The sequence below is a fragment of the Burkholderia sp. MS455 genome (assembly GCF_016899445.1).
Lineage (GTDB): Bacteria > Pseudomonadota > Gammaproteobacteria > Burkholderiales > Burkholderiaceae > Burkholderia > Burkholderia pyrrocinia_C.
On sequence record NZ_CP041778.1, the window covers coordinates 2,594,251 to 2,618,154 of the forward strand.

General features: G+C 60.7%; 20 protein-coding genes. 3 read left to right on the top strand and 17 right to left on the bottom strand.

Translation table 11 applies throughout. The annotated features are described in order from the left end of the window. Positions 1-521 precede the first annotated feature (521 nt). Positions 522-1,145 (top strand): hypothetical protein, encoded by a 624-nt coding sequence (locus tag FPJ27_RS15985; RefSeq protein ID WP_204421768.1) that lies wholly within the window; start codon positions 522-524, stop codon positions 1,143-1,145. Positions 1,146-1,231: 86 nt separating this feature from the next. Here FPJ27_RS15985 and FPJ27_RS15990 read toward each other — a convergent pair whose 3' ends face one another. Continuing rightward, positions 1,232-1,450, bottom strand: a complete 219-nt coding sequence (locus tag FPJ27_RS15990; protein ID WP_051983704.1) for a hypothetical protein — start codon at positions 1,448-1,450, stop codon at positions 1,232-1,234. Between the two features lie 742 nt (positions 1,451-2,192). On the opposite strand from FPJ27_RS15990, the gene FPJ27_RS15995 reads away from it, so the two are divergent. After that, complete coding sequence (locus tag FPJ27_RS15995) at positions 2,193-3,143, top strand: DUF2971 domain-containing protein (RefSeq protein ID WP_204421769.1); 951 nt, start codon at positions 2,193-2,195, stop codon at positions 3,141-3,143. A 793-nt stretch (positions 3,144-3,936) separates the two neighbouring features. Here the strand turns inward: FPJ27_RS15995 and comJ are convergent. The 14 genes from comJ to FPJ27_RS16065 all read right to left on the bottom strand — a co-directional run bounded on the left by comJ (position 3,937) and on the right by FPJ27_RS16065 (position 20,388). Next, entirely contained in the window at positions 3,937-4,410 is a 474-nt protein-coding gene (gene comJ, locus FPJ27_RS16000; RefSeq protein ID WP_204421770.1) for a competence protein ComJ, read from the bottom strand. A gap of 22 nt (positions 4,411-4,432) precedes the next feature. Further along, complete coding sequence (locus FPJ27_RS16005; RefSeq protein WP_204421771.1) at positions 4,433-5,005, bottom strand: hypothetical protein; 573 nt, start codon at positions 5,003-5,005, stop codon at positions 4,433-4,435. 13 nt (positions 5,006-5,018) lie between these two features. Further along, entirely contained in the window at positions 5,019-5,564 is a 546-nt protein-coding gene (locus FPJ27_RS16010; protein WP_204421772.1) for an SMI1/KNR4 family protein, read from the bottom strand. 93 nt (positions 5,565-5,657) lie between these two features. After that, on the bottom strand, positions 5,658-5,963 hold the full coding sequence (locus FPJ27_RS16015; protein WP_204421773.1) for a hypothetical protein: 306 nt from the start codon (positions 5,961-5,963) through the stop codon (positions 5,658-5,660). Positions 5,964-6,087: 124 nt separating this feature from the next. Continuing rightward, positions 6,088-6,501, bottom strand: coding sequence for a hypothetical protein (locus FPJ27_RS16020; protein ID WP_204421774.1), 414 nt, complete (start codon positions 6,499-6,501; stop codon positions 6,088-6,090). Positions 6,502-6,511: 10 nt separating this feature from the next. Continuing rightward, on the bottom strand, positions 6,512-10,831 hold the full coding sequence (locus tag FPJ27_RS16025; RefSeq protein ID WP_204421775.1) for an RHS repeat-associated core domain-containing protein: 4,320 nt from the start codon (positions 10,829-10,831) through the stop codon (positions 6,512-6,514). Then, positions 10,828-11,286, bottom strand: coding sequence for a DUF1795 domain-containing protein (locus tag FPJ27_RS16030; RefSeq protein ID WP_174417547.1), 459 nt, complete (start codon positions 11,284-11,286; stop codon positions 10,828-10,830). Before FPJ27_RS16030 ends, FPJ27_RS16025 begins: the two co-directional genes overlap by 4 nt. A gap of 13 nt (positions 11,287-11,299) precedes the next feature. After that, positions 11,300-13,438 carry a type VI secretion system tip protein TssI/VgrG gene (gene tssI / locus FPJ27_RS16035; RefSeq protein ID WP_204421776.1) on the bottom strand — a complete coding sequence of 713 codons (2,139 nt, stop codon included), beginning with the start codon at positions 13,436-13,438 and terminating at the stop codon, positions 11,300-11,302. Positions 13,439-13,571: 133 nt separating this feature from the next. Further along, positions 13,572-15,446 (bottom strand): type VI secretion system baseplate subunit TssF, encoded by a 1,875-nt coding sequence (tssF, locus tag FPJ27_RS16040; protein WP_204421777.1) that lies wholly within the window; start codon positions 15,444-15,446, stop codon positions 13,572-13,574. Positions 15,447-15,794: 348 nt separating this feature from the next. Continuing rightward, positions 15,795-16,304 (bottom strand): OmpA family protein, encoded by a 510-nt coding sequence (locus FPJ27_RS16045; RefSeq protein ID WP_204421778.1) that lies wholly within the window; start codon positions 16,302-16,304, stop codon positions 15,795-15,797. A gap of 85 nt (positions 16,305-16,389) precedes the next feature. Further along, entirely contained in the window at positions 16,390-17,658 is a 1,269-nt protein-coding gene (locus FPJ27_RS16050) for a diguanylate cyclase (RefSeq protein WP_204421779.1), read from the bottom strand. Further along, positions 17,655-18,353, bottom strand: coding sequence for a YfiR family protein (locus FPJ27_RS16055; RefSeq protein WP_204421780.1), 699 nt, complete (start codon positions 18,351-18,353; stop codon positions 17,655-17,657). The genes FPJ27_RS16050 and FPJ27_RS16055 overlap by 4 nt, the downstream gene beginning before the upstream one ends. A 368-nt stretch (positions 18,354-18,721) precedes the next feature. After that, a complete protein-coding gene (locus FPJ27_RS16060) occupies positions 18,722-19,219 on the bottom strand; it encodes a PIN domain-containing protein (RefSeq protein ID WP_072441897.1) in 498 nt (165 codons plus the stop codon). Then, positions 19,216-20,388, bottom strand: a complete 1,173-nt coding sequence (locus FPJ27_RS16065; protein WP_204421781.1) for an XRE family transcriptional regulator — start codon at positions 20,386-20,388, stop codon at positions 19,216-19,218. The genes FPJ27_RS16060 and FPJ27_RS16065 overlap by 4 nt, the downstream gene beginning before the upstream one ends. Before the next feature lie 414 nt (positions 20,389-20,802). Between FPJ27_RS16065 and FPJ27_RS16070 the strand changes: the two genes are divergently transcribed. Continuing rightward, entirely contained in the window at positions 20,803-22,044 is a 1,242-nt protein-coding gene (locus tag FPJ27_RS16070; RefSeq protein WP_204421782.1) for an FAD-binding oxidoreductase, read from the top strand. A 31-nt stretch (positions 22,045-22,075) separates the two neighbouring features. On the opposite strand, the gene FPJ27_RS16075 is transcribed toward FPJ27_RS16070, so the two are convergent. Together FPJ27_RS16075 and FPJ27_RS16080 are read right to left on the bottom strand one after the other, a co-directional pair. Then, positions 22,076-22,843 (bottom strand): FadR/GntR family transcriptional regulator, encoded by a 768-nt coding sequence (locus FPJ27_RS16075; RefSeq protein WP_204421783.1) that lies wholly within the window; start codon positions 22,841-22,843, stop codon positions 22,076-22,078. 159 nt (positions 22,844-23,002) lie between these two features. Beyond that, positions 23,003-23,875: an amidohydrolase family protein gene (locus FPJ27_RS16080; RefSeq protein WP_204421784.1), complete on the bottom strand. Its 873-nt coding sequence runs from the start codon at positions 23,873-23,875 to the stop codon at positions 23,003-23,005. Positions 23,876-23,904 lie beyond the last annotated feature (29 nt).

The window sequence follows — 23,904 nt, forward strand, 5'->3', positions numbered from 1 at the left end:
GGGCGTTTTTAAATCGTCTGTCAAAAATGCCGGTCGAGTGAGGGAAAACACGTAGGGATGAGGTGGCAGTCGGTAGCAATGACGGCGCAACCTTTTGGTGTCGACAACGTTTGCTGGCGGTGCAATCTGGTTGCTATCGGGGTGGCTTTTCTGGCGCTGTGCCTTGTCTGGATTGAGATTGGGGGATAGGCGATCTTGTGCGGCTTGCGTCGGGGTGGGTAAAGGGTCGCATCGCCGTGGTTCAATCGACTGATGATTGGTTTGGTGGGCACCATCGCAGTGCGTCGGGTGGAGTGTCTCAAACATTCTGTTTGCCGACGGTTATCGCTACCACGAAAGGCAATTGTTAATATTGTGAAATAATACGGATTCGCCTCCGCAATCCAGCCAGCCTTCCTCCGAGCCGCGTCCGCCGCGCCTCGTAGCCGCTTCAGAGCCGCTTCGACGGCCGTCCGTTGCTCAGCCGCCAGCCAGTGATCTGCCGTTTTTTTTCATTGCACATCACCTGATTTGGATCGCTGATGAATCATCCCTTCCGTCTTTCTTCCGCCGCCGCGTTTGCTTGTGCGCTTTCTGTTTCCACCGCCGATGCGTCGGGCCGCGATACGCTGGCCGATCGGTCGGCCGGGGCCAATGTGTTTCGCTCGGAGCGGCGTGCTGCTGCTCGTGATGATGGGCATGCGGCACGTATGAGCCGACGCCGCGTGCAGTACGCCGCGCCCGTGGAGCGTAGTCCATTCGATACGCCGGATACGCGGCCGCTGCGTGTGTCGGGCGATACGCTCGTGGCACCGCAGCCTTCGTCGGAGCACGAACCCGATTTGGCATTGCCAGCGAATCGCGTCGCGCTCGGCGCGGGTGGTAGCGATAGTCTTGGTCGTGCGTTGCCTGGATACGAACAGCGCGAGCAGAACTGGAATGAATATCTGCGGGCTAACGGATCGCGACCGGCCGGAAGTGGCGGTTCGTATGCGCCGGCTCGTCCGTACGATGCTGCGCGGGGCCCGCATCGTGCGCCTAATCCGTTTGATCCGTCTGTGCCTCAACCTGAGACGCGCACGTTCTACGACAACGGCGCGGGCACGCATTGCACGGCAACAGGCGGTGCGGGGACTTCGCGGTCGTCTTGCAATATCGCCTGGTGATGCGCTGGGGCGGCTGGTAGCAGTTGCCCCTACCCGGCGCGCTGCGCGACGTCGCGCAGCGCGGCCGCATCTTGCGGCGTTGCCTTTTACAACTGCGTGATGATCAGCCGGCCAGGCTCAATATCGATTCGCGCCTTTCGGCCCGGGACAAAACACGCATCGCTGATCAGCCACATTCCACCAATCTTCATGTACGGGTAGAACTTCTCCGGCTTGAGGTCCGTTTTCGGCGTACCCCACATTTCCTGGATCGTTACGAAACGTTCCGTCTTCGGTGGTCGTGCTTTATGATTCGCCTTAGCCATGGGCAACTCCTTGGAAGTTGGCTGTGGTTAGCGGGTCGTGAGTGTTGGTAGCACTTGCGGCCCGCGCTTGTTTACTGCGGCGTTTTGATGGTTCGGATTCCTCCTTTGTTGGTGGTTCGATGAAACAGGGCTTCGACGTTTGAATCAGGGCGGCGGCGTATCCATCCACGCGCGCGATCATCATCGCTGGACATTGCCTATTAGACAGTGTTCGTCGCATGAGCACACGTTAGCCGTTGGTTATAGGCACGCACAAGATCAATGTTCCGGCCGTTGCGAGCGCTGATGGCGAACGTCGATCTGTCACAGTAATCGATTGATCAGAACTTGACGATTCGAAACAGTTCGATTGAATCGGACGAACTGTATGAGTTCGTCTCGATACGGATGCGACTGCTACCCAATCTTTGTTGTCGTTCGGGGGGCACAGGAAATTGCCGCGGGTGATGTCCGGTTTCAGCATCTCAATCGGACCGATATCGACGCACAACGACCCGTCGATTCAGCGTATCCAGAACAGCGGCTTCCAAGGCACAACGGTCGTCCGTGCATTAATGTCGGTCTGCGGCTCTGCGACTTTAGGCCTCGGGGATACGCAAGAGGTGGTAAGATTTTCAACGCGTCTGCCTAGAGGGCTATGGCAACTGCATAGATAGAGGTGGCGCAGTTGAAACGCGCCCAATCATGATTCAAAGATATCCGCATCAAAATTACTAATTATTTATCGGCCGGGGCTGCCTGTATGAACTGGATTGATGACTTTGTTGCCAAACTCTTCCCGCTGGATATATCTGCGCAGGAACTGGAATCTGCATTTTTGCTTAAATATCAAAATATTCCAAATAGGTTATTCAAATATCGCGAGGCAAATGAATATTCGATAAAAAACCTTGTCGACGACACTGTTTGGCTGGCAGACCCCGCAACATTCAACGATCCGTATGATTGCCATCATTTCATCAACTACGACAAGTTATCAAATAATTTTCTAAGGCTGATGCCGCAGGAATTGCGCGATCGCCTTCCACAAGACAAACTTGAAGAGATCGAAAATTCGATCTCACTTGCGGAAGACCCAAATTCTGCAATGATAGACATTCTTTTGCGCGACGTAGCCCCCGAAAAAGCCGCCATAATGAAGGCGGCTCTACTTGGAGCAATGTCGGCCATGTTTGAGAAAATGGGCACAGATGGTGCCAATCGAATGAAAGACGGATTCAAAGTCTGCTCGTTTTCGGAGCGTGTCGACTCGACATTGATGTGGTCACACTATGCGAATTATCACAAAGGATTTTGCATTGAGTATGATATAAAATCGGTGCGTCCAGACGATTATGTCTCTAGATTCATGTATCCGGTAATTTATAGCGAGCATCCGTTCGATGCAACGCCAAATATGTTGCAAGCCGGAAAAGATGGATTTAATAATTTGTATTTGAATCTTGCCGGGCTTATTAAATCGATGGATTGGGGATACGAGAAAGAATGGCGTCTTATTTTTGCAAATGGCGTACTCGACAAGGCGCAGCCCTGGAAAATGCCCTTGCCAAAAGCAGTATATATCGGATCACATATTTCGCCTGATGATCAGACGAGGCTCACCGATATTTGCATGAGTAAAGGAATTTCCATTTTAAAGATGCATCACTCGCGGGGTGCTTTCGTTATGGAGGCTCGGCCTATAGTTGCGTAGCGTCTAGTGTGTACTGCTGTCAGACGAGAATTTGGCTGACCCCGTTTTAGCTTTGCGAGCTTTGTGGTCAAAAAACTGGGGGCAACGAATCTCGGCCATCTCGATCGGAGTCTCCTTTCGACCTCCTCATGCCCCGCGCATCGTGGTCTGCGCGCTGCTTGCGCCGAGATATGTGCAAGCGGTCATCCGCTTGGTGCGAATGACCGCTGTCGCCGGCGGAACCGCTGCTCAAGGGTCCTTGTTAGTCGAGAACAAACGCCTCTCGATGGCCGACCTCTGTCCGATGCGCGCCAAAGACAGGAGCGCGATCGCGTTCGGCTCGTAACGCAGAACAATCCATACTTGACATTGTTCTCTACGCTGCCGACACAGTGTGCGGCACCTCGCCCCATGCCGGCGTCGATCGCTTCGGTGCCCGCGTGACCCATTCCTCCTGCACCGCGTTGCCCCACACTTTGTAACGGGCCCTGCCGGGCCATCTCGCCGTCGGCGTCGGGCAGTTTCTGAGGCAGCCCAGACACGTCGTTATGGAAATAATTGACAGTGTCCTGCGCGTCGGCATCATTGGCAGTTGGTGCATTCTGGTCGATCCGCGCCAGCGGTACATAACTGCCCGACTCGTACAGGTAGGTCAGCGCCTCTTCGACGCTCCTGTCGTGGTACATCTCCTGTACAAGCAGCACACCATCTCACAGACAATCCGTGCTCGCGCCCGGACTTCGTTGCTGTCGGTCGCTTCGGCTAGATCACTGCGAATTTAGTCCAGTTAACCCAAGGAGCAACCAAATCTAAGTTATCTATCAAACTTCCCTGCGACAAGCGGCTTGTCTTTCTTGCCACCCCACGGATCATCTCGCAAATAGATTGCTTGACGACGCCCCGTTCCTGAAGCAAACGTGAATTTGTAGAAAACCTCTTCCCCCTCACAAACCTCGTAATACACGTCGTATGAATTGAGCGGAAGTTCCAGCGCAATCTTGAATTTTTCGGTCGCCGAGACGACTTCAAGCGAATTGCGATCCTCAATACGAAACGGCGCAACGATGCACCGTGCGGCCTGCTCGTCCATCTCGAACTTGTCCACCACCCGCAAGTACACTTTTGCCCCGAAGGCATCGTCCGGAAGCGGATCGAAAATGAGGTAGTCGGCGTGCAGCACCGCGCCCTGATCAATGTTGCCCGTTCCCCATTGGCTCAAACCCTCATCGTGCGGCCTGGATCGAACTACGATTTGACTATGGGAGATCAACAGGTCAATCGTTTGCATGCTTGTTTCTTGATCTCATGATTCAGGGAGTACCAAGATTGAGTAACCACTCGTGGTATTTCATCTTGTCATGATCAGTCAAGGTACCTGCAACGAGTTCACGAGCAAATTTCTTCTGCACGCTCATCTCATGATCGACTGGATTCGCAACATGACATCCAATCAACTCAAAGCTCTCCAAGTAATCGATTCGGTTTATCATAACCTCGGCACACGCAACCAGTCTCTCCACCTTATGTTCAGCACACCATTTTGCTAAAAACGATAGACCTGCCAGCAAATCTGTCGCTCCCTGTGCCGCAGCTTCATCGTCTATTTCAACGACATCAGGATCCCAATCAAGTTGCTCTAGATCTATTAATGGATTGGAGTTTTCTCCTCCATTCCAAATTTGATCCAAATAATCACCCACTCGCCCCTTGATATGTGCACCAGCATTTCCTGTCTGCTTGGCAAGAAACCTGAATACCGATTCATCATTCGCAAGTCCAATACAACACCACACCCCGAATCGAGTAACACCCTCAATCTCACCTGCTATGAGAATTGATTCGAGATATTGATTATGCAACTCAATATTCTTGGCCCCGGACATTGGCCTATTCACTTCAAAACTGAAGATCTATCTTAACGGCACGAGGCGAATTCTCTGGCGGATTCTCAGGTGTGAGACGGTTAACGAAATCCTGCAAGGAACTGGCAACTTTCGTTAGGCCATCACCACTTGGCGGCAAGCCCGGGCCAACCTCGCTTTCATGATCCCAGAATTCGACCGATTGAGAACTGCCCGACGGATATATCCTCAGACAAATCTGGTTACCCCCCGGCGCCTCTCCTATCGGAATCCAACCTGCCGGAATCCGCCCCTTATATGTCGCAACCATTCGGAGCATCGACAAACCGTACTTGCTCTTCAACCCGTAGAGGATCTCTAAAGAATCTGTGCGATCCTCAGCGGCCCAAGGCGACGGTTCATCTGCATGAAATTTAATGGATGAATGGAACTCAATATCTCCGCCGAAATGCATCAACAGGTTTCTATAGTCGTCCGGAAGTCGGCCAACCTCGGCCTCTAGATCAACCAACATTTGCATCTTCGCCTTTAGTGGCTGATCGATCGGGGTGGCTCCAAGTTGTGAAAGTTTGTCCATCATCACTTCACCTCTGCTTCCAATACCCATGCCCTTCGCGGACGATCTCAAAAAAAATTCTTGAATGCGGAGTCCAGCTAGTGAAACGTACGACCCTTACTCCAAAAAGTCATCGCTCTTCAGATAGTGAATTGCTGCGTTCGCAAAGTCCTCTATGGTCGGGTCTTTAAGGTTCTTCCCACATACGTCTAGAACGGCGAGAAATGTCGGCACTTCCAGCCACGACGCAAGATGATCTTCACCGTAAAACTCGTCATCCTCATCTTCAGAAATTTGAAACGTTGCGGTCATCAACGCATCGACAGAACTTTTGTTGAATCCCTTATCTACGAATATCCAACCGACCTTCGGCAAGCCCGATCTTGCAAAAATAAGCGCATTCAAACCATTCACAATCTTCAAATTTTTCTCTTTTCAAATAATCTCACCGACATTATTTGACGAGTCGCACACAATGAGCAATGCGATGACTACGGACGAATACAATCCCCGCTCAAATCAAAACAACAACACTCAAATGACAACATTAAATATAATCCCTTTTCGAAGTTTGAGTAACCTTTCTCGCAGGATCGAAACCATCACCATATACCACAATATCACCAAGAAACAAATGGTTGACAAAAAAATCAACCAACTTCACATCCACAAATTCATCGAGCAGAATTGAAATAGCAGAGTACTCGCCGAGGAAATAATCACCCTCCCGAAACCCCACCTCCACCTCGCGAGGAAAAAAAACAATATGGGCCAGCCCACCACATTGCGAGCTTCCCTGATCGTTTAATTCAACTGTAGGCTCATTCAATCGTTCGTCGTCTTCGAGGTAGACACATGTCTGAATCGAAAGATACCCATCCTTCAGCTTGAACGTGACCGCATTTGTATCCAATTCATCATATACAAAATCAACTTCAATCGGATGTATCGTTAGTTTCACAGAAAACTCCTTATCGTGAGCAACCGCTTGAACCGAGCCCCTTTCTTGCATTTCTTCGGGCGACAGCTTTCGCCCCCTTGTCTGCGTCGGTGAACCACGAGCCTGACTGCCCTTTGCCATCGGCCCAATGGTATTCGACCGTCAGATTCTTCGACGCTGCAGCTACGTTCATGTTGCCTCGACATCCCGAACACGGCGGCAAGGTTGCATCTGTAAAGACCACCCGGTCACCTGATTGAATTCGGGGGTCAATAATGCCCTTCGATTCCGTGTGCGATGCGATTTGCTCTGGCCAGGAAGTCCCCGTCGCACCACCACTTTTTAGTGCTTCCGTAAATCTCATTGTCCCATCCGGCGCGTATACGGTCATCGTGGCTTGGTGAGGCGCCCAACCCAATGGATCGGCCCACATAAGCGGATTCGCGGCATAGCGATACAAATTCTCCCCGCCGTACAACCCGATTGGATCGCGCGTAATGAACCGCCCGACGTCCGGATCGTAGAACCGGAAGGTGTTGTAGTGCAGGCCGGTCTCTCGATCCAGATATTGCCCCTGGAAGCGCAGGTTTTGCGGTCGTGGTGTGTGAGCCAGCGTTGATGCCGCTGCCTGCGCTTCACTCCACGATGGTGGCGGCCGCTGCGGCACTCGCTCGATCCATTCCTCCTGTACCGCGTTGCCCCATACCTTATAGCGGGCCTGCCAGACCAGTTCGCCGTCAGTGTCGGTCAGCTCTTCCGGCAACCCTGACACGTCGTTATGGAAATAGTAGACAGTGTTCCGCGCGTCGGCGTCGTTCGCCGCTTGAGCGCCTTGGTCGATACGTGCCAGAGGCACATAGCTATTCGGTTCATACAGGTAAGTCAGTGCCTCTTCGCCGCTTCGATCGTGGTACGTCTCCTGTACGAGCCGCATGCCATCCCATAGGAAATCCGTACTAGCGTAGCCGCCATTGCGCTTACGAATCCGGCGACCGAACGCGTCGTATTCGAAATGCGTAGTCGAAATGCCAAGTCGGTCCTTCGTCACGACGGTCTTCAACTGGTGCCAATCGTCGTATTCAAGGGCCAACTCTTTGGCAGGTCCACGACCGCTCAGTTTGCGAACGAGTCGTCCGTACGCGTCATACTCGAAGCGCTTGTCCTCGAACATTTTCAGTCGATTGTGCTCGATGTACCCGCCAGGATGGTCGCTTGACACCAAGTTCGCGGCTGCATCCCAACGGAACACCTCGGACGGCAACCCCGACCCCATCGCTTGCTCGATGCGGCCTGTCGGGTCGTAGTCATAGCTGACTGTGCCGTAGCGCTGATCGCGTTTCTGGATCATCTCTCCCACTGCATCGTACTGCCACTGTTTGCTCAACAGCGTGTCCGCGAGCGCACCACGCTGCGCAGCAAATCGCGCGCGGCGGCCGACCGCGTCATATCCAAACTGACTGGTCAGTCTGCCCTGCGTGCGCAGCACTTCTCGATGCAGGTCGTCGCGTTCGATGTCGGTGATCGCCGCACCATCGACACGGATCTGGTGCACGTGACCGGAGCCGTAATGCAGCCAGTCGATCGTGCGCTCGCCGGAAATCGTGGTGCTGACGCGATTGCCGAGCTCGTCATAAGTGTGCGCGAGCCAGCCAGTCGGCGTGTACTCCTCGAGCACCTCGCCGCGCGCGTCGTATTTCAGGTTGACCCGGTTTTTCAGGGACGGGCCACGCGCAGTGAGCGTATGCAGCTCACCGGACGTGATTCGGCTTGCCTTGTCGTACAGGTATTCGCAACGTTCACTTCCAGAGACCTTCGCCGCTAACCGCCCGAGCACATCGCGCTCATAGGTGGTCTGAAGTTTCCCCTCTCTAAGCGCGATGCCCAGTCCACGAGCATCGTACTCATACGAGCGCACGCTGCCGTCCAGCCCAACATCCTCAGTCAGCAGATCACGTCGGTCGTAACGGAAGCGATAGGTCTCACGGTTCTCGTTGGTCAGGCTCGCCAACCGGAATGCATCGTCGTAGCCGAACCGCACGACACGATTAGCCGCGTCCGTCCGCGACAGCAGCAAGCCGCGCGGATTGAGTTCGTAGCGCGTGCTGCGCTGATTCGCGTCAACGACCTCGACAAGGCGCCCGGCCGCATCGTATCGGAACATCTGACGCGCGCCATCGGCCGTTTCGATCCCCGTAACACGCCCCATCGCATCCGCTTCGTACACGGTAGACTGGCCCGCCGCATCGGTCACACGAGCAAGCGCGCCACGTGCGTCATACCCGAACCGCGTGACCTTGCCGGAACAATCGGTGTACGAGGTCAACTGCGCACGGCCATTCCATTCGAGGAACTTGTAACCACCCCGCGCATCGCGGATCGTGTGCACAAGCCCGCGCTCGTCCCGGTGATACTCGGTCGCGAAGCCGGCCGGATCGCGCGTCATCGTCAGGTTGCCTCGATCGTCGTAGCGGTAGATCCAGCGCGAGTTGGCCGGATCGGTTTCCGCAACAGGCAGATCGTAGTAAGCGTTCCACTCGGTCCGCTCAACCTGCCCGAGCGCATCGATACGCTGCGTCTGGCGCCCCCGCTCGTCATATTCGAAGCGGGTCGTATGCCCGGCCGGATCGGTCGTACTGACCAACTGCCGCATCGCGTTCCACTCGAATTGCCAAACGTGGCCATCGGCATCCGTATGGCTCGTCGGCTGCTGATCCTCGTTCCACGTCCACTGCGTCACGCGACCGATCTGGTCGGTGATCGTCACCGTACGCTGAACAAGGTCCGCATTGAACGTGTATGCCTCACCGTCATCGGTCCAATGGCGCACGACACGCGCGTCGCGGCCAACGCCCTGCCACGCATAAAAGCACTGCAGGCCGCCGCGCAACGTGTGCTGGGCCATCAGTCCGTGTTCGTATGCGAAGCGTCGCCCGGTGTGGCCACTGCGATCGGTAACGGCCACCAGCTCGCCGGCATCGTTGTACGCATAACGCACCAGCGTGTCGGGTTGCTCACCGTCCACGCCACGAGTCAGTTCGATCGTGGCAACACGTCGAGGGTGCGATTTATCGTACGCCAGCGTCAGCATGCGCCCGGCGCTGTCGTGCAGCCGCGCAGGCCGCAAAACCGCATCGGCCGCTTCTTGCTCCACCTCGATCCAATTCCCGTTGCGATCCTCGAGACGCCACAGCTTGAGCGTCTCGCTGTCCGCATCGCTGCGGGCACGACCGAAATCGCGATACATACCGTCGACCGTCTCGACCACGTAGTGGCCGCCGGCAGTACAGATCAGGTAAATGCCTTCGGGAACGCTGAAATGGCTCTCGCCCGGCGGCACGGCCGGGAACACGATGTCGCGGCCTTGCTCGTCCCAATACGTGATCGATGTGACCTCGCCATGTTCACGCGCAATCCGCAACTCGACACTGATCGGCACGCTCCAGCCCGGCCCGAACAAACTGTCAGCACGATCATCATGGCTGCTGTAAAAACGTCGCCACACGATAGGCAACGGGCCGGGCAATGTGAAGTCGGTATCGTCCGTGCCATCGAGAAACTTGCCGCCAGTAATGACGTTGACCGGGTGACCGGCTGACGGCCTCGCCAAACTGCCGAGCCACGTCCCGAAAGCACCGGCCGCAAAATTGATCGCAAGGCAAGGCAGCTTGCCTTTCAGAAACTGCCCCCAACTCATCTTCCCGCGGCCACACACCGCCAGCGCAATCCCGAGCGCCGCACCCAACCACCCGAGCCGACTTGCCGACTTGACGTCCCTTACCCGCTGCGTGCCGCCGCCGATGAAAACGTTATCGGAACCCTCAGCAATCGTCCCGTCGCAAGTCGTCTTGTCGCCGACGCGAGCGGCCGGATGATCGTTGATATAAACGCTCCCCGACCCATCGGCAATCATCTGCGGGCTGGAGTGATCCAGGCATGCGACGGTATCGAGATCCCCCGGCCGGGCCGCCCGCGCAGCGGCCTTGTTATTGACATAAACGTTCCCCGAACCGCTGGCGATCTTGCCTTTGATCTCGGGTGGCGCGATCGAGTCAGCCAGCGCCTTGGCGCCGTCGTCGATGGCCTCGTTCATACCACTCGCTTCCATCAGCGCGCCCGAGCCGACCGCCACGCCCACACCGATCGCGATCACGAGCGGCGTCGCCAGCCCTGCCGTGCCGATTTCGAGCGCGGCCAGGCCGACGAACACGAGCCCCTCCATCGCCTCCGCCACCAATGCGCCGACAACGGCACCGCCGATCACCGACCCGACCGTGCCTACAAGCTCACCCCAGAACGACGTGTGCTGGATCGGGTCTTCGAAGCGCGCGGCCGCGAAGTGTTCCGCGCTCACGACGCGTCACCCGGTCCGAGCAGGGTCGGTCGAGCCGCGCGCGGCTGGAAACTGGCGAGCATGCGATCGGCGATCGCCTGCTGCTCTTCGGTCAGCGGTGCCGCGCTGGTCAACGTCATCACCAGCACGCGGCCGGCGTCGTCCGACGGAAACATGGTCTGCAGTTGATGCCAGAGCCTGCCGTCCCGCTCGAGCGTGGAATCGATCTGGATGCCCGAACGGCCCGCCACCGTCACAGGCCGGCGCGCCTTCTCGGTGAGCATCTTCGCATCGCGCGACGCCACTTCCCATTCGCGCGCGACAAACGCATCGATATCTTCCCCGTCGCGCAGCCGCCCACGGGCGATCACGAGGTTGAGGCCGCCGGGGCCGGCGTTCATCACGAGGATGTTGACGGTGCGGTCGAGCGCCGCGTCCGGCAGTTCGAACGTGCCTTCGTGGATAGCGTAGTGCATGGTTGTGTTCGTGTTATTTGTTGAGATCGATGCGCTGGCCGTTGACCATCACGCCGTCGTCGGTCATCAGGATCACGGAGCCCTTGTGCTCGAGGCGAATGCCTTCGGGCGCGAGCGAGATCGAGCTGTCCTGCACCTTCAGCAGGATGCCGCGCTCGGCCACGTAGACCTGCGTGCCGCCGCCCCCGTCCTTGGCAGGCGTCGTCACCTCGACGGTGGTCGCGGTCGTACTGCGCTTCTCGGCGATCGTCTCGGTCAGGTTGCCCTGCGGAATCTGCTTTTCTTCGCTCCCCGTCGCCACCAGGACGGTACGCATCGGCCCGAGCACCTTGTGCGTCTCGTTGTTCTCGACGACGGTGTTCATGTCCTTCTGCGCGTGCATGAAGAATTCCTGCATGCCGTTCGTGTCGGTCATGCGGATCTCGTTCGACCCCTGCCCCTTGTGCGTCTGGCTCTTGATCCCCATCGTCTGGCCGGCGGCCCCGTGGTACGGGTTGCCCTGCTCGCCGTTGAACACGCGGCCCACGATCACGGGGTTGTCCGGATCGCCCTGATTGAACGCCACGAGCACTTCCTGCTTGATCCGCGGAATCGCAGCCGCCCCCCAACCATCGCCCGCCCACGGTTGCGACACGCGCACCCACATCGAGTCGGAGCCATCCTTCTTGCCGCGCCGGTCCCACGGGAAGTTCACCTTCACCGCGCTCCCGTTGGTGTAGATTTCCTCGCCCTTGGGACCGACGACGATCGCCGACTGCGTGCCATGAATCACCGGCTTCGGCGTCCCGCGCGGCGCACGATACGGAATCTTCTTCGGCAGCAACGCGAAGCTGTTGCGGTACGGCAGTTTTGCGCTGTGCTGCGTGTAGTCGTTCACCGCCTCGTGACGCACGTGCAGGATCACGTATTCCTGGTTGTTCTCGAGGACCGGGTGATTCGCCACGTTGACGGCGCCGGCGGTGGTCATGCGCCACGCGTAGCCGCCGCCGGTATAGCGATGGGCCTGCGCCTCCTCGGCCTCCATCGCGAAACGCGCATAGCGGTTGCCGTCGTCGCCGTGGTCGTACAGCGACTGGTGCTCGAACCGCTCGGTCGAGTCGAGCCGCGCGTGCTTGAGGTTCTGCGGGCCGGCTTCCACCAGCATCAGCGGCGACGACGGATTCTGATGATTGAAGTCGCGGAACGTGACCTTGCCGACGCCAAACCGCCGGCCTTCGTGCAACTGATCGATGCCGCTGTCCTCGCTCGCCTCGGTGGCGGCGAACGGCACGGTCGCCAGCCCGTCGATCGGGCGGAACAGCAAATTCGTGTCGCCGATCACGAGAAAGTGCTTGTCCTTCTCGTAGCGGTGCGTCCAGACCAGCCCTTCCTGCTCCATCAACCGCGCGCAGAAGTTGTAGTAGCTCTCCTGGTACATCACCACGTATTCGAGCGGTTTCTGGCTCGTGCGGATGTCGAACACGAAATCGGAAAACCCGTGTTCCTGGAAAATCTCGGTGAGGATGTCCTGCGCGGTCTTGTTCTGGAAAATCCGGCAGTCGGTGGAGCGCGTCAGGAACCAGAACCACGGCACGGCCGTCAGGTGGTACTGCGTGACATTGCCGGGATTGCCGGCCCGGTCGAACGACGCGACGTAGCCGTCGAAGTAACGGTCGTTCTCGCCGGCGCCCGATGCAACGACGCGTTCAAGCGTCGACAAGCGCGCCTGCTGATCGAACCGGATCTTGACCTGCTGGCCGATCAGGTCGTCGGGGCGAAGGTCGTGGCGATGCGACAGCAGGTCGAGGTGGATTTCCGGCAACCGATTCACATACTCGTCGACGACGGCGGCGCTGACCAGCAGCACGTCCGGGCCGAGCGGCGTGTCGAGCGTGACGTAGCGATTGAGCTGGGTCAGGCGCGCGGGGTTGGCGGCGCCGTTGATCGCTTCGGCAACCGCGCCGGGCGTCTTGTCCATCAGCGAGAAGCCGGTTTGCGCGAGTTGCATCGCACGCTGGACGGTGTCGACGTGCCCGGCCAGGCCCGCGAGCGGCCCGAGGCTCCCGGCAACACTCGAGGCGACCGGGCCTGCCAGGCCGCCGAGCGCGCTCAAGGAGCCGAGCGCGCTGCCGCCCAAACCATTGGGAATACCCCCGTTCGGAGCGAAACTCATTCTTGTTCCTTGCGTGTGATCTCAGGTTCCGTGGGCCGGCTGGCCGGCCCAAAGCCCCGTTAATGTAGGACAAAATCCGACCGCGCGAAAGACGCCCGCAAACGTTTCCGTTCGAGCCCCGAAAATCGAAAAACTAGGCCAGCGGCTGGGCGCCGGGGCACGGTTGGCCGCGACGAAGCAGTGCACCGGTATGCGCTGAAAACAGCACAATCTGCACGAAACTTGTTACAGGCACGTGCGGTGCGAAGCATCTCTCCATGACGTGCGCGAGCCCGCCAAGACTGAAGCCGGCGAAACGCTGTTCGTCGACCACCAACCGCACTTCGAGCCCCTGTACGAACGCCGACGCAGGCTTGCCGGGCAGCCAGCGCCGAACGCGCGCGGCCGACAACGAGACGAGCGCATCGAAGCGCCGCCCGCCGTCGACCGAGGATTCCGCCCAGCGGGCGCAGAGCCGCGTCAGTTGGGCCAGACCGCCGTTGTCCAGGCGAATCGCCTGCGGCACGAGCAAAGACAATACATTCCACAGCTCTCCGTAGCGGAAAGCGGGCGGCCGGCTCCGGGTCGGCCGGTTCAGCAGCGCGATCGTCCCCACCGGATCGCCCGCACACAACGCCAGTTCGCGTTCCCGCATTCCGGACAAGTCGCCCTGGGTACAGGACAGCCGGATCGCCAGTTTGCGACGCCCGGGATCGGCAGGTTGGCCGTCCCGGTCGATCAGTCCCAGTTCGACGCCATGGAGGAGGTCGGCAATCTCGTCCGGGGACGGTTTCTTGCCCGCCTCTTTGGCCTGGGGATCGACGGGCTTCTTCGGCGCCCGCCGGGCCTCGTCGCGCAACACGGTCCAGTACAGCCCCGGACGGGTGCCCATGCCGTGCTGCAGCGAATGGAACGGTGCCAGGATCGACGTGTCCGCGTCGGAAGTCTGACGAACCGTGTCGATCGACCAGATGTTCGTCTGCGACGCGTTTTTCTGCGCAAGCGGCTTCACCGGGTAATACGCGCAACCGGGACGAGTCTCGATCGGCTCGGCGGCATCCGGGAAAAGGTTGATCACGGGCGTACAAAACAAACGGACATGCTCTGCCGTCGCGGCGGCCAGGTGTTGCGCGCGATGAGAGTCCGGATGCACGCCCGCGATCGCCAGGTGCAGCGCGACGCGACGACTGCCGCCTGCGGCCCGCTTGAGTGGGCGCATGTCGAGGTCGACAAAGTCGAAACGTTCCGGAACGGCGCAGTACTCCATCAGCAGGTGAAATGGCCCGAGGGCATCGTCATGCGGCATATCGAGCAGCGCGTCGATCGGCTCGAGGCCGACGGCCGTGAACGGCATGGTCGGGAGACGCTTCCAGCGCCCGGAATCGTCCGTCTCGACGAAACCTCGCACGGCAAGAAGCAAGGCGGCGTCCGTGAGTGCCGCGACGATCTCGCGCGCGCCCGTGAAGTGCAGACGCAACCGGTCCGGCACGACCGCGAACGTGGCTTCCGTCGAAGTCAGCGCGAACGTGACGGTCAGCAAACCGGAAGTTTCGGCGGGTAACGCGGCGTCTCGCGGCGCGATCGCCGATGTCGCGTAACGCACCGCCGAGACGGTCAGCGGCACAATCGTGACTTCGTCCGTCATGCGAAATACTTCCCGGCCGACCGGTGCGATCAGTTGCTCGCCGCGCGGGATGACATGGGGCCCGGTCCGTTTGCCGGTCAGGTCGCCATGAAATTGCGCAATCGCGCAGGAAGGAAATGAACGCAGGAACGCACCGTGCAGTGTCTCGAGAAGGCCGTGCGTAAACGCGGGAACATCATCCTCGAGGCGGACGTCGTGAGACGACGACATCAATGCGAACGACTGCAACAGACGTTCCACGTGCGGATCGTCGGAATACTCGCCCGTGATCGCCAGGCGAGCGGCGATTTTAGGAAAACGCTGCGAGAACGTCTGCATCGAACGACGCAGTAGCGCCATCTCGCGTTCGAAGTGCGGAAGCAAATCCTTGGGGTCGATGGCCATACACGTTCCGGTCGTCGCCGCGTTCGCCAAACCGCGATGCGGCGTTCAAAAAATCGAGCGGAACGATTCTATTCGGGCAACTGAAAATCTCGTTTCGAATTTATCCAGCGGCCTCCGGTCTTCAATCGACGCTTCATCCAATGATCCGCCCCACATGCCGCGAACATAAAGGCCAGCTGCTTGTGGGCAAGCGCTCGGGTGTCTGCGTGTCAATGATGGCAAACAGTTACAACTGACCGCACCATGAAGTACCGATATCCGTGCTTTCAGCAACATGGCTGAGCAGCTTGCATGTCGGCAGACGACCCACGCGCAATCGTTGCGTACCAGTGTGCGACGCCCCTCTCCTCACCGCGGCGAAACCACAATCGCCGCCCGCCGATTCTGTGCCCTCCCCGCCGGTGTCCGGTTATCCCCCACCGGATCGCGCTTCCCTTTCCCGACGATCGCAATGCGCTTCGCATCGAGCCCGACATCGACAAGCTCGATCGCCACGACCTCGGCTCGCCGCCTCGACAACTCGAAGTCGTAATCATCCGCCCCCTCCCGATCCGAGTACCCATAAACCCGAACCCCGTTGATCTCCGCCGACCTGAGCGTGCGCCCGATCCGCTCGACGATCCGCCGCACATCCGGCTTGAGGTTATAGCGATCGAAATCGAACAGGATCGGCCCGGCCGAGCCGAACTCGAAACCCTGTTCGGTCTCCTGGAAACCGGCCGACTTGAGCGTCGTGACTTGCGTCTGCGTCAGCCCACGATGAAGCGGCGGTGTCTTGCAGCCCCCCAGCAGCAAACACAGCAGCAGCGCGCTCGCGACGCACATCCGCCCCGTGCTCACAGGAAACGAGTTGTTCATTTCGCATCCCCTTCGAGTGCGCCCGCATTGGGCGCGCTTTTTGTCATCCGCTGCCGCGGCCTCGCCCGCAGCGCGAAGCGATCAATCAAACCGGTCCCGCAACTCCTTCGGCCAACTGCCACGATCCTGGCCGAGCACGCTTGGCCCGGTACATTGCCGCATCCGCCGTGCGCAGCAAGCCGCTCGCGTCCGACGCATGGTCGGGATACAGCGCAATGCCGACACTCATCATGGTGGCCACCATGCGGCCGTCGGACAACTCGATCGACGGCGCCATGCCGGACAATATCTCGTCGGCGATGCGACACATGCTGCCCGCATCGCGCACAGACGACAGCATCACCGCGAATTCGTCGCCGCCCAGGCGGGCGACCAGATCGGCCTCGCGCACCTGTGCGCGCAGTCGCTCGGCGATGCCGATCAGCACCGCGTCGCCGGCGTCGTGGCCGAGACAATCGTTAATCTCCTTGAAGCGGTCGCAGTCCAGATACAGGATGCCGACCCGCTGGCCCGTCGTCCGGGCTTCGCCGAGCGCAAGCGCCAGGCGCGACTCGAACTGCACGCGGTTGGGCAGGCCCGTGAGCGCATCGTGCGTCGCCTTGTATTCGAGCAACGCGTTTTCGTCGCGCAGCATGTTCTGCCAGTCTTCGAGTTCGTCGAGCAACGCGTTGAAGTCGTCGCCGAGTTCGTTCAGCTCGGCGATCGCCACGGGCTCGACCCGCTGCGCGAACGCGCGCTCGCGCCGCACGGCGTGCGCCACGCTGACCAGCGCGCGCAGCGGCGAAACGATGTTGCGCAGCAGACGCTTCGAGCTGACGTACGCGCCGATCACGCTGACCGCCAGGCAACCGAGAATGCCGCCCACGCCACCGAGCAGGAAGCCGAAGAACTGGTGCCCGCGGCCGCGCACGACGACGTGACCGACGATGATGCCGTCGTGCATCACCGGAACCGTCACGGGCCCCGGCAGCGCAAGGTCGGCGACGCCGCGCTCGAGCCGGGCGACCCCGTTTCCGGCAGGCAACTGCCACGTCGCGAACGGCTGGCCCCTGCTGTCCGTGACCACCACCTGCGCGACGTCCTCATCGCGGGCAATCATCGCGATCGCCTCGTTCGCCGCGACGCGGTCGCCGAACACGAGCGCCGCCTCGACCGTATAACCGAGCGAGCGCGCCAGCAGGTTCAGGTTGTTGCCGGCATACGCGCGCAATGCGATCACGGCGACCACGATCAACGACACGGCGGCCATCGCGACGGCAACGAACGCGAGGCGCAGATGTGCGCGACGCAACACGCTTTGCAGCGTCGGGCGCGGCACGCGCGAAGGAGAAAAGTGAGGCGCGAACCGTGTCATGGCGCCCCCGGCCGTCGCGCGAGATTGAGCACGTTCGGGTGCACGCGCACGCCGCTGCGCGCCACGGCGTCGAGATTGATGTCGAACGACACGCGTTCGCCGTCGACATTGAGACAGAACATGCCGCCTGCGGTGCAGGACGGATCGTGTTCCGAGATCGTCAGTACCGGATGGCCGGCCACCGCGGCTCTCACCCGCGTCCTCTCGTCGTCGCTCAGGGTGCCGAGATAGACGACGTCGCAGGCCATGCCCAGCGAGGGATCGTCGAAGCGGACGCGCTGCACGTCGAGCAGCGTCGAGCCGGCCTGCAGCGTGTCGGTCAGGCCGCGCGCGTAGTCGGGCCGGCCGGTGACGCACAGGTGCAGGCGGACGGGCGTCGTCGGCCAGTGCGTGAAGCTGATGATGCCCAGCACGACCTGACGCACGGCGGAGTCGTGTGACGAAATGACGGAATCGGCGGGGCTCGCGGCAGCGACGATGCGCACGGCGTCAGGCGAGCCGCCCGCATCGGCGGGAGCCCCGGCGAGCACGGCGGATGCCGCGCCGAGAACGCAAACGATTGCGATCAGCGCATGGCGCAGCGAAGCAACCCGGCCGGGCCGGCCGGACGTCGTCCGCGCGGCGATTGCCGCCGCGCCCGTTGGCGTCGTTGCAGTCGCAAGACTGGCAGCCGCCGCGCACACTCTCGCATCCATGATGGAAACATCCGCTGGCGTTGCCCCCCGGCGTTACCCTCTGCCTTCAACCATGCGCGCGCAGGCACCGTATCACGCGCATGATTCCTTCATCTTAGGTACAAAGTCGCGCGACCAACCAGTGGGAAACACCCGCGAGAATCGTCGGAACGTATGGAGAATTTTCGCTGCGTGCGACGATGGTGATAAGCACGGCATCCATTGTCGGTTCGGCATGGTCGGCAGCGAATTGATCAGCAGATTGGGCGCGCGGCTAGCTCACACACTACCCCGCCCTCATCCCGGCGGAGCAGAGACTTTGCATCCGCGCTGCAACGCCAACCGGCGGCCGCGCGCGACATACCACCCTTGTTCGGGCGTTGCATCGATCAGAACCGCCAATCCTGCTGGTGCATGAATTCCTCGAGATCGATACATGGAATCTCGAAATGCGCGCAGACATTGGGTATCTTCGCCGCATGAGGTTTGACGACAAGCCCTTCATTCGCGTGCTGCCATCCTTCCTCGGTCACGACCGTCCCCTGGCGGATCTTCGCGCAGGCGATGACGAATGGATCGGCAACCGGTGTTCCCTTAAGACGCTGCTGTTGGCCAATCAGCGCCTGAAAATGCTTGACCCGCAAAATCGCGGCGACAAACCGCAGCTCATCCGCGTTCGGCATCGTGAACAATGATCGATGGCCTTTCACCCACGCCAACACATCTGCACTGACGGCCTGTCGCTCGATCTCGTTCAAGACTTCTCTGGTCGAAATCAAACGCCGTTGGCCAACGAGTTTTTCGATGCCGTCCCAGATGCTTCTGAAAACACGTGGATAGAAATGCTGAAGTGATCGAATGGAGCTGGTGTCGAACACATAGATCATGCACCGGCCCCGTGAAGAACATGCTCTTCAAATCCGGCAAAGCTTTTCGGCTTGATGCCAAGAAAATCGGCAGCCTGCTCTAGCGTGATCTGATGCCGATAGTGACGGCCGACGACCTCCCGGGCAAAGCGGTCGCTCAGATAGGCACCTTGATTTGCATAGTAGCTCCCGCCCGTTGCCTCTCTCTGCTGGGCTGACCAGATCCCGGCCTTATGTTCATAGAAAGCCTGGCCAACTCGGCCCTGATCCAGCAATCGCCGCAGCACAGCCTCCCGGCTCACGCCAAAATGGCTCGCCAGCTCGGCGAACGCCTCGTCGGAGGCAGACTCGACATCGACGGGAAGCCGTACCACGAACGTGTCAAAAGCTGCGTGCGGGATCAGTACCTCCGCCGCTATCGCGTTGCAGAATCGCTCGATCTTCCTCTCGGTTTGAGGAAGCGCATCGATGTAGCCGGGAGCGAGCTTGCTCAAGCCGTTCATGTTCAAGAGCAAGTGCGCGAGTTCATGCAGCAGACTGAATATCTGGCGCGTCTTCGTCGTGCCGTTGTTCAGATAGATGATCGGGAATGCATCGTCCATCAAGCAGAAACCCGAGATCTCGCGCTGCTTGAATGACGACTTGAAGACAAAGACGCCTGCTTCCTCTACGGCCCTTCTCCATTGCTTGAGAGCAAGCTCGTCGTTGCGCCAGGATGTCTGCTCGACCAGCTTGATGCCGAGCGCATCGCGAACGCGCCCGGCTTGTAAGGGCACGGGCTCCGACAACGACAGGGCCAGTGATTTCCAGATCATGTCACGCGCGGGATTGCGCCCATCGAACACCTCCCGCAGCGATAGCTGGAATGCCTGCGCCTGTCGGATCTGCAGATAGGTATCGCGGGCAAGCGACCGCATGTCCGCTTCGGGAAGTGTCCGAAATTCGCGCTGCGGTACTTTCTCGTCGGGCGGAGCGGGAAGGAAAAAAACGGCGAGCGGCCGCTTGAAAACCTGATACGCGAGCTTCTCGAGCTGGGTGTATGTCGGTGCGCCTGTTCCCGCCTCCCAATCGGCCACTTCGCTCGACGGAATCCGAAGCATGGTCGCGACTTCGTCGATCGACAGTCCGACCGTTTCCCTCGCCCAACTCAACACTTCCGGCTGCACGCCTGCCACGGGTTCTCGTTTCATCCCTGTTTCTCTATCAATTCAAGAGGCCAATATCGTCAGCATGACAGATGCAGCCCCCGCTCACCGCCGGTGCGTCCAACGCGTACGAAACGCCCGCGCCGGCCGCGGCTTGGGACGCCGCCCTCTACAGAACAGGCGAACCCATTCTAAATCATGGAGTTACGCGTTTGCGAGACGACTGTCCATCGTCGACATACGCCAGAAAGACAAGAATTCCGCCAGGAACGCCGCGCCTTGGCGCGTTCCACAATGTCGCGAATCGTGAAGCACCAATCCGGTAAGCCATGACCTGGTTCTGCAGATCGAACGGCATCGAGAGTATCCTGACGGACAGTCGCACGTCGGCGTAACCTTTGGGCATGGGTCTCGCCCATTCATTAACGTACAACCTCCATCAATCGCCATCTCCACCCCATGGATTTCGACGTCATCGTTCTCGGCGCCGGCATCGTCGGCGTCTCCGCCGCGCTGCACCTGCAGGATCGCGGCCGCAAGGTCGCCCTCGTCGATCGCGGCGCGCCCGGCGAAGGCACGAGCTTCGGCAACGCGGGGCTGATCGAGCGCTCGTCGATCGAACCGTATCCGTTCCCGCGCAGCCCGTTCACGCTGATGCGCTATGCGCTGAACCGCTCGACCGATCTCTACTGGCACAGTGCGTCGCTGCCCGCGTTCGCGCCGTGGCTCGCGCGGTTCTGGTGGGAATCGGCGCCGCTGCGTCACGCGGCAGCCTCGCGCGACATGCTGCCGCTGATCGAGCGCTGCGTCGTCGAACACGACGCGCTGATCGCGCGGGCCGGTGCAGGGGAACTCGTGCGCGCGAGCGGCTGGCTCGAAGCCTTTCGCACGCCGGCCGCGTTCGAACGCAGCGTGGCAGAGGCAGGACTCACCGCGCGCCGCCACGGGCTCGGCATCACGCCGCTCGATGCCGCCGCGCTGCTCGCGCACGAACCGAGCCTCGCACCGGGCTTCTGCGGCGCGCTGCACTGGCTCGATCCGAAAAGCGTCGTCGATCCGTCCGCGCTCGTCAAAGCGTACGCGCAGCTCTTCGTGCAAGGCGGCGGCACGCTGCTGACCGGCGACGCCGCGAGCCTCGACGCGCTGTCGCCCGGCTGGCAGGTCAGCACGCAGGACGGCACGGCTGCCGCACCGGCCGTCGTCGTCGCGCTCGGCCCGTGGTCCGACACGGTGTTCGGCAAGTTCGGCTACAAGATTCCGCTGCGCGAGAAGCGCGGCTATCACATGCACTACGCGCCGTCCGCGCGCGGCGTGCCGTCGGCGCCGATCGTCGATCGCGAATACGGCTACGTGATCGCGCCGATGCGGCGCGGGCTGCGGCTGACGACCGGCGTCGAGATCGCGCGGCGCGGCGTGCCGCCGACCGGCGTGCAGCTCGAACGCGCGGAACGCGTCGCGCGGCCCGTGTTCGGCTTCGGCGAGCGGCTCGACCCGCAGCCGTGGCTCGGCTTCCGGCCATGCACGCCCGACATGCGCCCGGTGATAGGCCCCGCGCCCGCGCATCGCGGGCTGTGGTTCTCGTTCGGGCACAACCATCACGGGCTGACGCTCGGCCCCGTCACCGGCCGGCTGCTGGCCGAGATGATGACGGGCGAGACGCCCTTCACCGATCCGGCGCCCTATCGCGCCGACCGCTTCTGATTCCGAGCGCGTAGAAGATCAACGCACGCGCTCAGTCGAGCGCGCGGCCGAAGATGCGGATCACTTCGTCGAGATGGTCGGCCATCGCGCGGCGCGCGGCCTCCGGGTCGCGCGCGCGGATCGCGTCGAGGATCGCGCGGTGTTCCAGTTCCGACCGGTGCGGCATGTCGTTCGGCATGTACAGCGACTGCAGCCGCTGGAACATCAGGTCGTACTTGTGCGCGAGCAACTGCTTGATCATCAACGCATATGCGGGGTTGTCGCTCGCCTCCGCGATGCGGATATGGAACAGCCGGTCGCCCGGATGCGTGAGCGAACCGCTGCGGTTGTCGTCCTGATTGCGCAGGAACGCTTCGTGGATCCCTTCGATCTGCTCGTCCGAACCGTGCTGCGCGGCGAGCGACGCGGCTTCCGGTTCGATCAGGCGGCGCGCCTGCAATAGCGCGAACGGCGGGATTTCGGTGTCGAGGTCGAGCGCGATGCCGAGTTCGGGATCGATCTCGACGATCGTGAAAGGCGCGGCCTTCGTTTCGGGTTCGGGCTCGGGCGAGGGTACGATGGCCGCTTCGGGGTGGCGCACCTTCACGCCGTCGCCGACGCGCACGCTGACGAGCCCGCTCACTTCGAGCGCGATCAGCGCTTCGCGCACCGACGTGCGCGACACGCCGAACCGTTCGGCCAGTTCGCGCTCGGGCGGCAGATAGCTGCCCGGCGGAAAATCACCGGACTCGATCATCGCACTGAGCTTGTCGGCGATCTGCTGGTAGAGGCGGCGGTTCTGAATCGGCTGGATGGACATACGTTTGACGCTGGTAATCGGTTTCGGTCCGACGAATCGCGCAGACCGTTCGCGCCTATTTTATATGCCGGGGCCCGTGCGCCGGCCTGCGCATCGATGCGGCTGCAACCATCGATACGCCACCGTGCCCACCGGCAGTTGTCCGACGAAGCCGCGCACTCACGCCGGCACCCCGTAACACTGCGCGGCCGTGCCGCCCCACAGCGCGTTGCGCTCGGCCGCCGACAGCCGCGATTCGGCCCAGCGCTCGACGATCGACGCGACTTCGTCATACGACGCGGCAAGCAGGCACACGGGCCAGTCCGACCCGAACATCAGCCGCTGCGGCCCGAACGCGTCGAGCGCCGCATCGAGGCACTGCTCGATATGCCGGATGTCCTGCGCGCGCAGGCCGCGCCGCCAGTCGGTCTCGGTCACGAGCCCCGACAGCTTGCACGCGACATGCGGCATCGCGCCCAGTTCGCGCAACGCAGCGCGCCAGCGCGCGAACGCGGTTTCGTCGCGCTCGAACTCGGCCAGCGCCGGCTTGCCGACGTGATCGAGCACGAGCCAGTGCGCATCCTGCCGCGCGCAAAACGCGCGCACGGCCGGCAACTGGCGCTCGAACACGAGCACGTCGTACACATAGCCGTTCGCCTGCAGCCACGCGATGCCGCGATTGAAGCCGGGATCCGCGACGAACGCGCCCGCATCGGCTTCGTCCTGCACCTGGTGACGAAAACCGCGCAGCTTCGGGCTGCGCCATTCGGCGATACGGTCGGCAAGCTGCGGTGCACCGAGATCCTCCCAGCCGACCACCGCCGCGATGCGTGCGTCGTCGCGCGCGAGATCGAGCAGGAACGCCGTCTCGTCGCGCCCCGCGCGCGCCTGCACCGCGATCGACGCGCCGAGCGCCTGCGCATGCATCAGCGGCCACAGCGCGTCGGGCAGGTAGTCGTGCGCGAGCACGCCCATGCCGGCGCCGATCCACGGATAGTCGGCCGCGCGATAACGCCAGAAGTGCTGATGGGAATCGATACGCACTGCGCCCATGGTGTCCTCGTGTTCCGCCGTCACATGCC

Coding starts and splice junctions, on each gene's coding strand:
- FPJ27_RS16080 (WP_204421784.1), bottom strand. CDS start 23,875: ATGGGCGCAGTGCGTATCGATTCCCATCAGCACTTCTGGCGTTATCGC.
- FPJ27_RS15990 (WP_051983704.1), bottom strand. CDS start 1,450: ATGGCTAAGGCGAATCATAAAGCACGACCACCGAAGACGGAACGTTTC.
- FPJ27_RS16060 (WP_072441897.1), bottom strand. CDS start 19,219: ATGATCTATGTGTTCGACACCAGCTCCATTCGATCACTTCAGCATTTC.
- FPJ27_RS16055 (WP_204421780.1), bottom strand. CDS start 18,353: ATGGATGCGAGAGTGTGCGCGGCGGCTGCCAGTCTTGCGACTGCAACG.
- FPJ27_RS16065 (WP_204421781.1), bottom strand. CDS start 20,388: ATGAAACGAGAACCCGTGGCAGGCGTGCAGCCGGAAGTGTTGAGTTGG.
- FPJ27_RS16005 (WP_204421771.1), bottom strand. CDS start 5,005: ATGTCCGGGGCCAAGAATATTGAGTTGCATAATCAATATCTCGAATCA.
- FPJ27_RS16045 (WP_204421778.1), bottom strand. CDS start 16,304: ATGAACAACTCGTTTCCTGTGAGCACGGGGCGGATGTGCGTCGCGAGC.
- FPJ27_RS16050 (WP_204421779.1), bottom strand. CDS start 17,658: ATGACACGGTTCGCGCCTCACTTTTCTCCTTCGCGCGTGCCGCGCCCG.
- FPJ27_RS16030 (WP_174417547.1), bottom strand. CDS start 11,286: ATGCACTACGCTATCCACGAAGGCACGTTCGAACTGCCGGACGCGGCG.
- tssI (WP_204421776.1), bottom strand. CDS start 13,438: ATGAGTTTCGCTCCGAACGGGGGTATTCCCAATGGTTTGGGCGGCAGC.
- FPJ27_RS16075 (WP_204421783.1), bottom strand. CDS start 22,843: ATGTCCATCCAGCCGATTCAGAACCGCCGCCTCTACCAGCAGATCGCC.
- tssF (WP_204421777.1), bottom strand. CDS start 15,446: ATGGCCATCGACCCCAAGGATTTGCTTCCGCACTTCGAACGCGAGATG.
- FPJ27_RS15985 (WP_204421768.1), top strand. CDS start 522: ATGAATCATCCCTTCCGTCTTTCTTCCGCCGCCGCGTTTGCTTGTGCG.
- FPJ27_RS16010 (WP_204421772.1), bottom strand. CDS start 5,564: ATGATGGACAAACTTTCACAACTTGGAGCCACCCCGATCGATCAGCCA.
- FPJ27_RS16070 (WP_204421782.1), top strand. CDS start 20,803: ATGGATTTCGACGTCATCGTTCTCGGCGCCGGCATCGTCGGCGTCTCC.
- FPJ27_RS15995 (WP_204421769.1), top strand. CDS start 2,193: ATGAACTGGATTGATGACTTTGTTGCCAAACTCTTCCCGCTGGATATA.
- comJ (WP_204421770.1), bottom strand. CDS start 4,410: ATGCAAACGATTGACCTGTTGATCTCCCATAGTCAAATCGTAGTTCGA.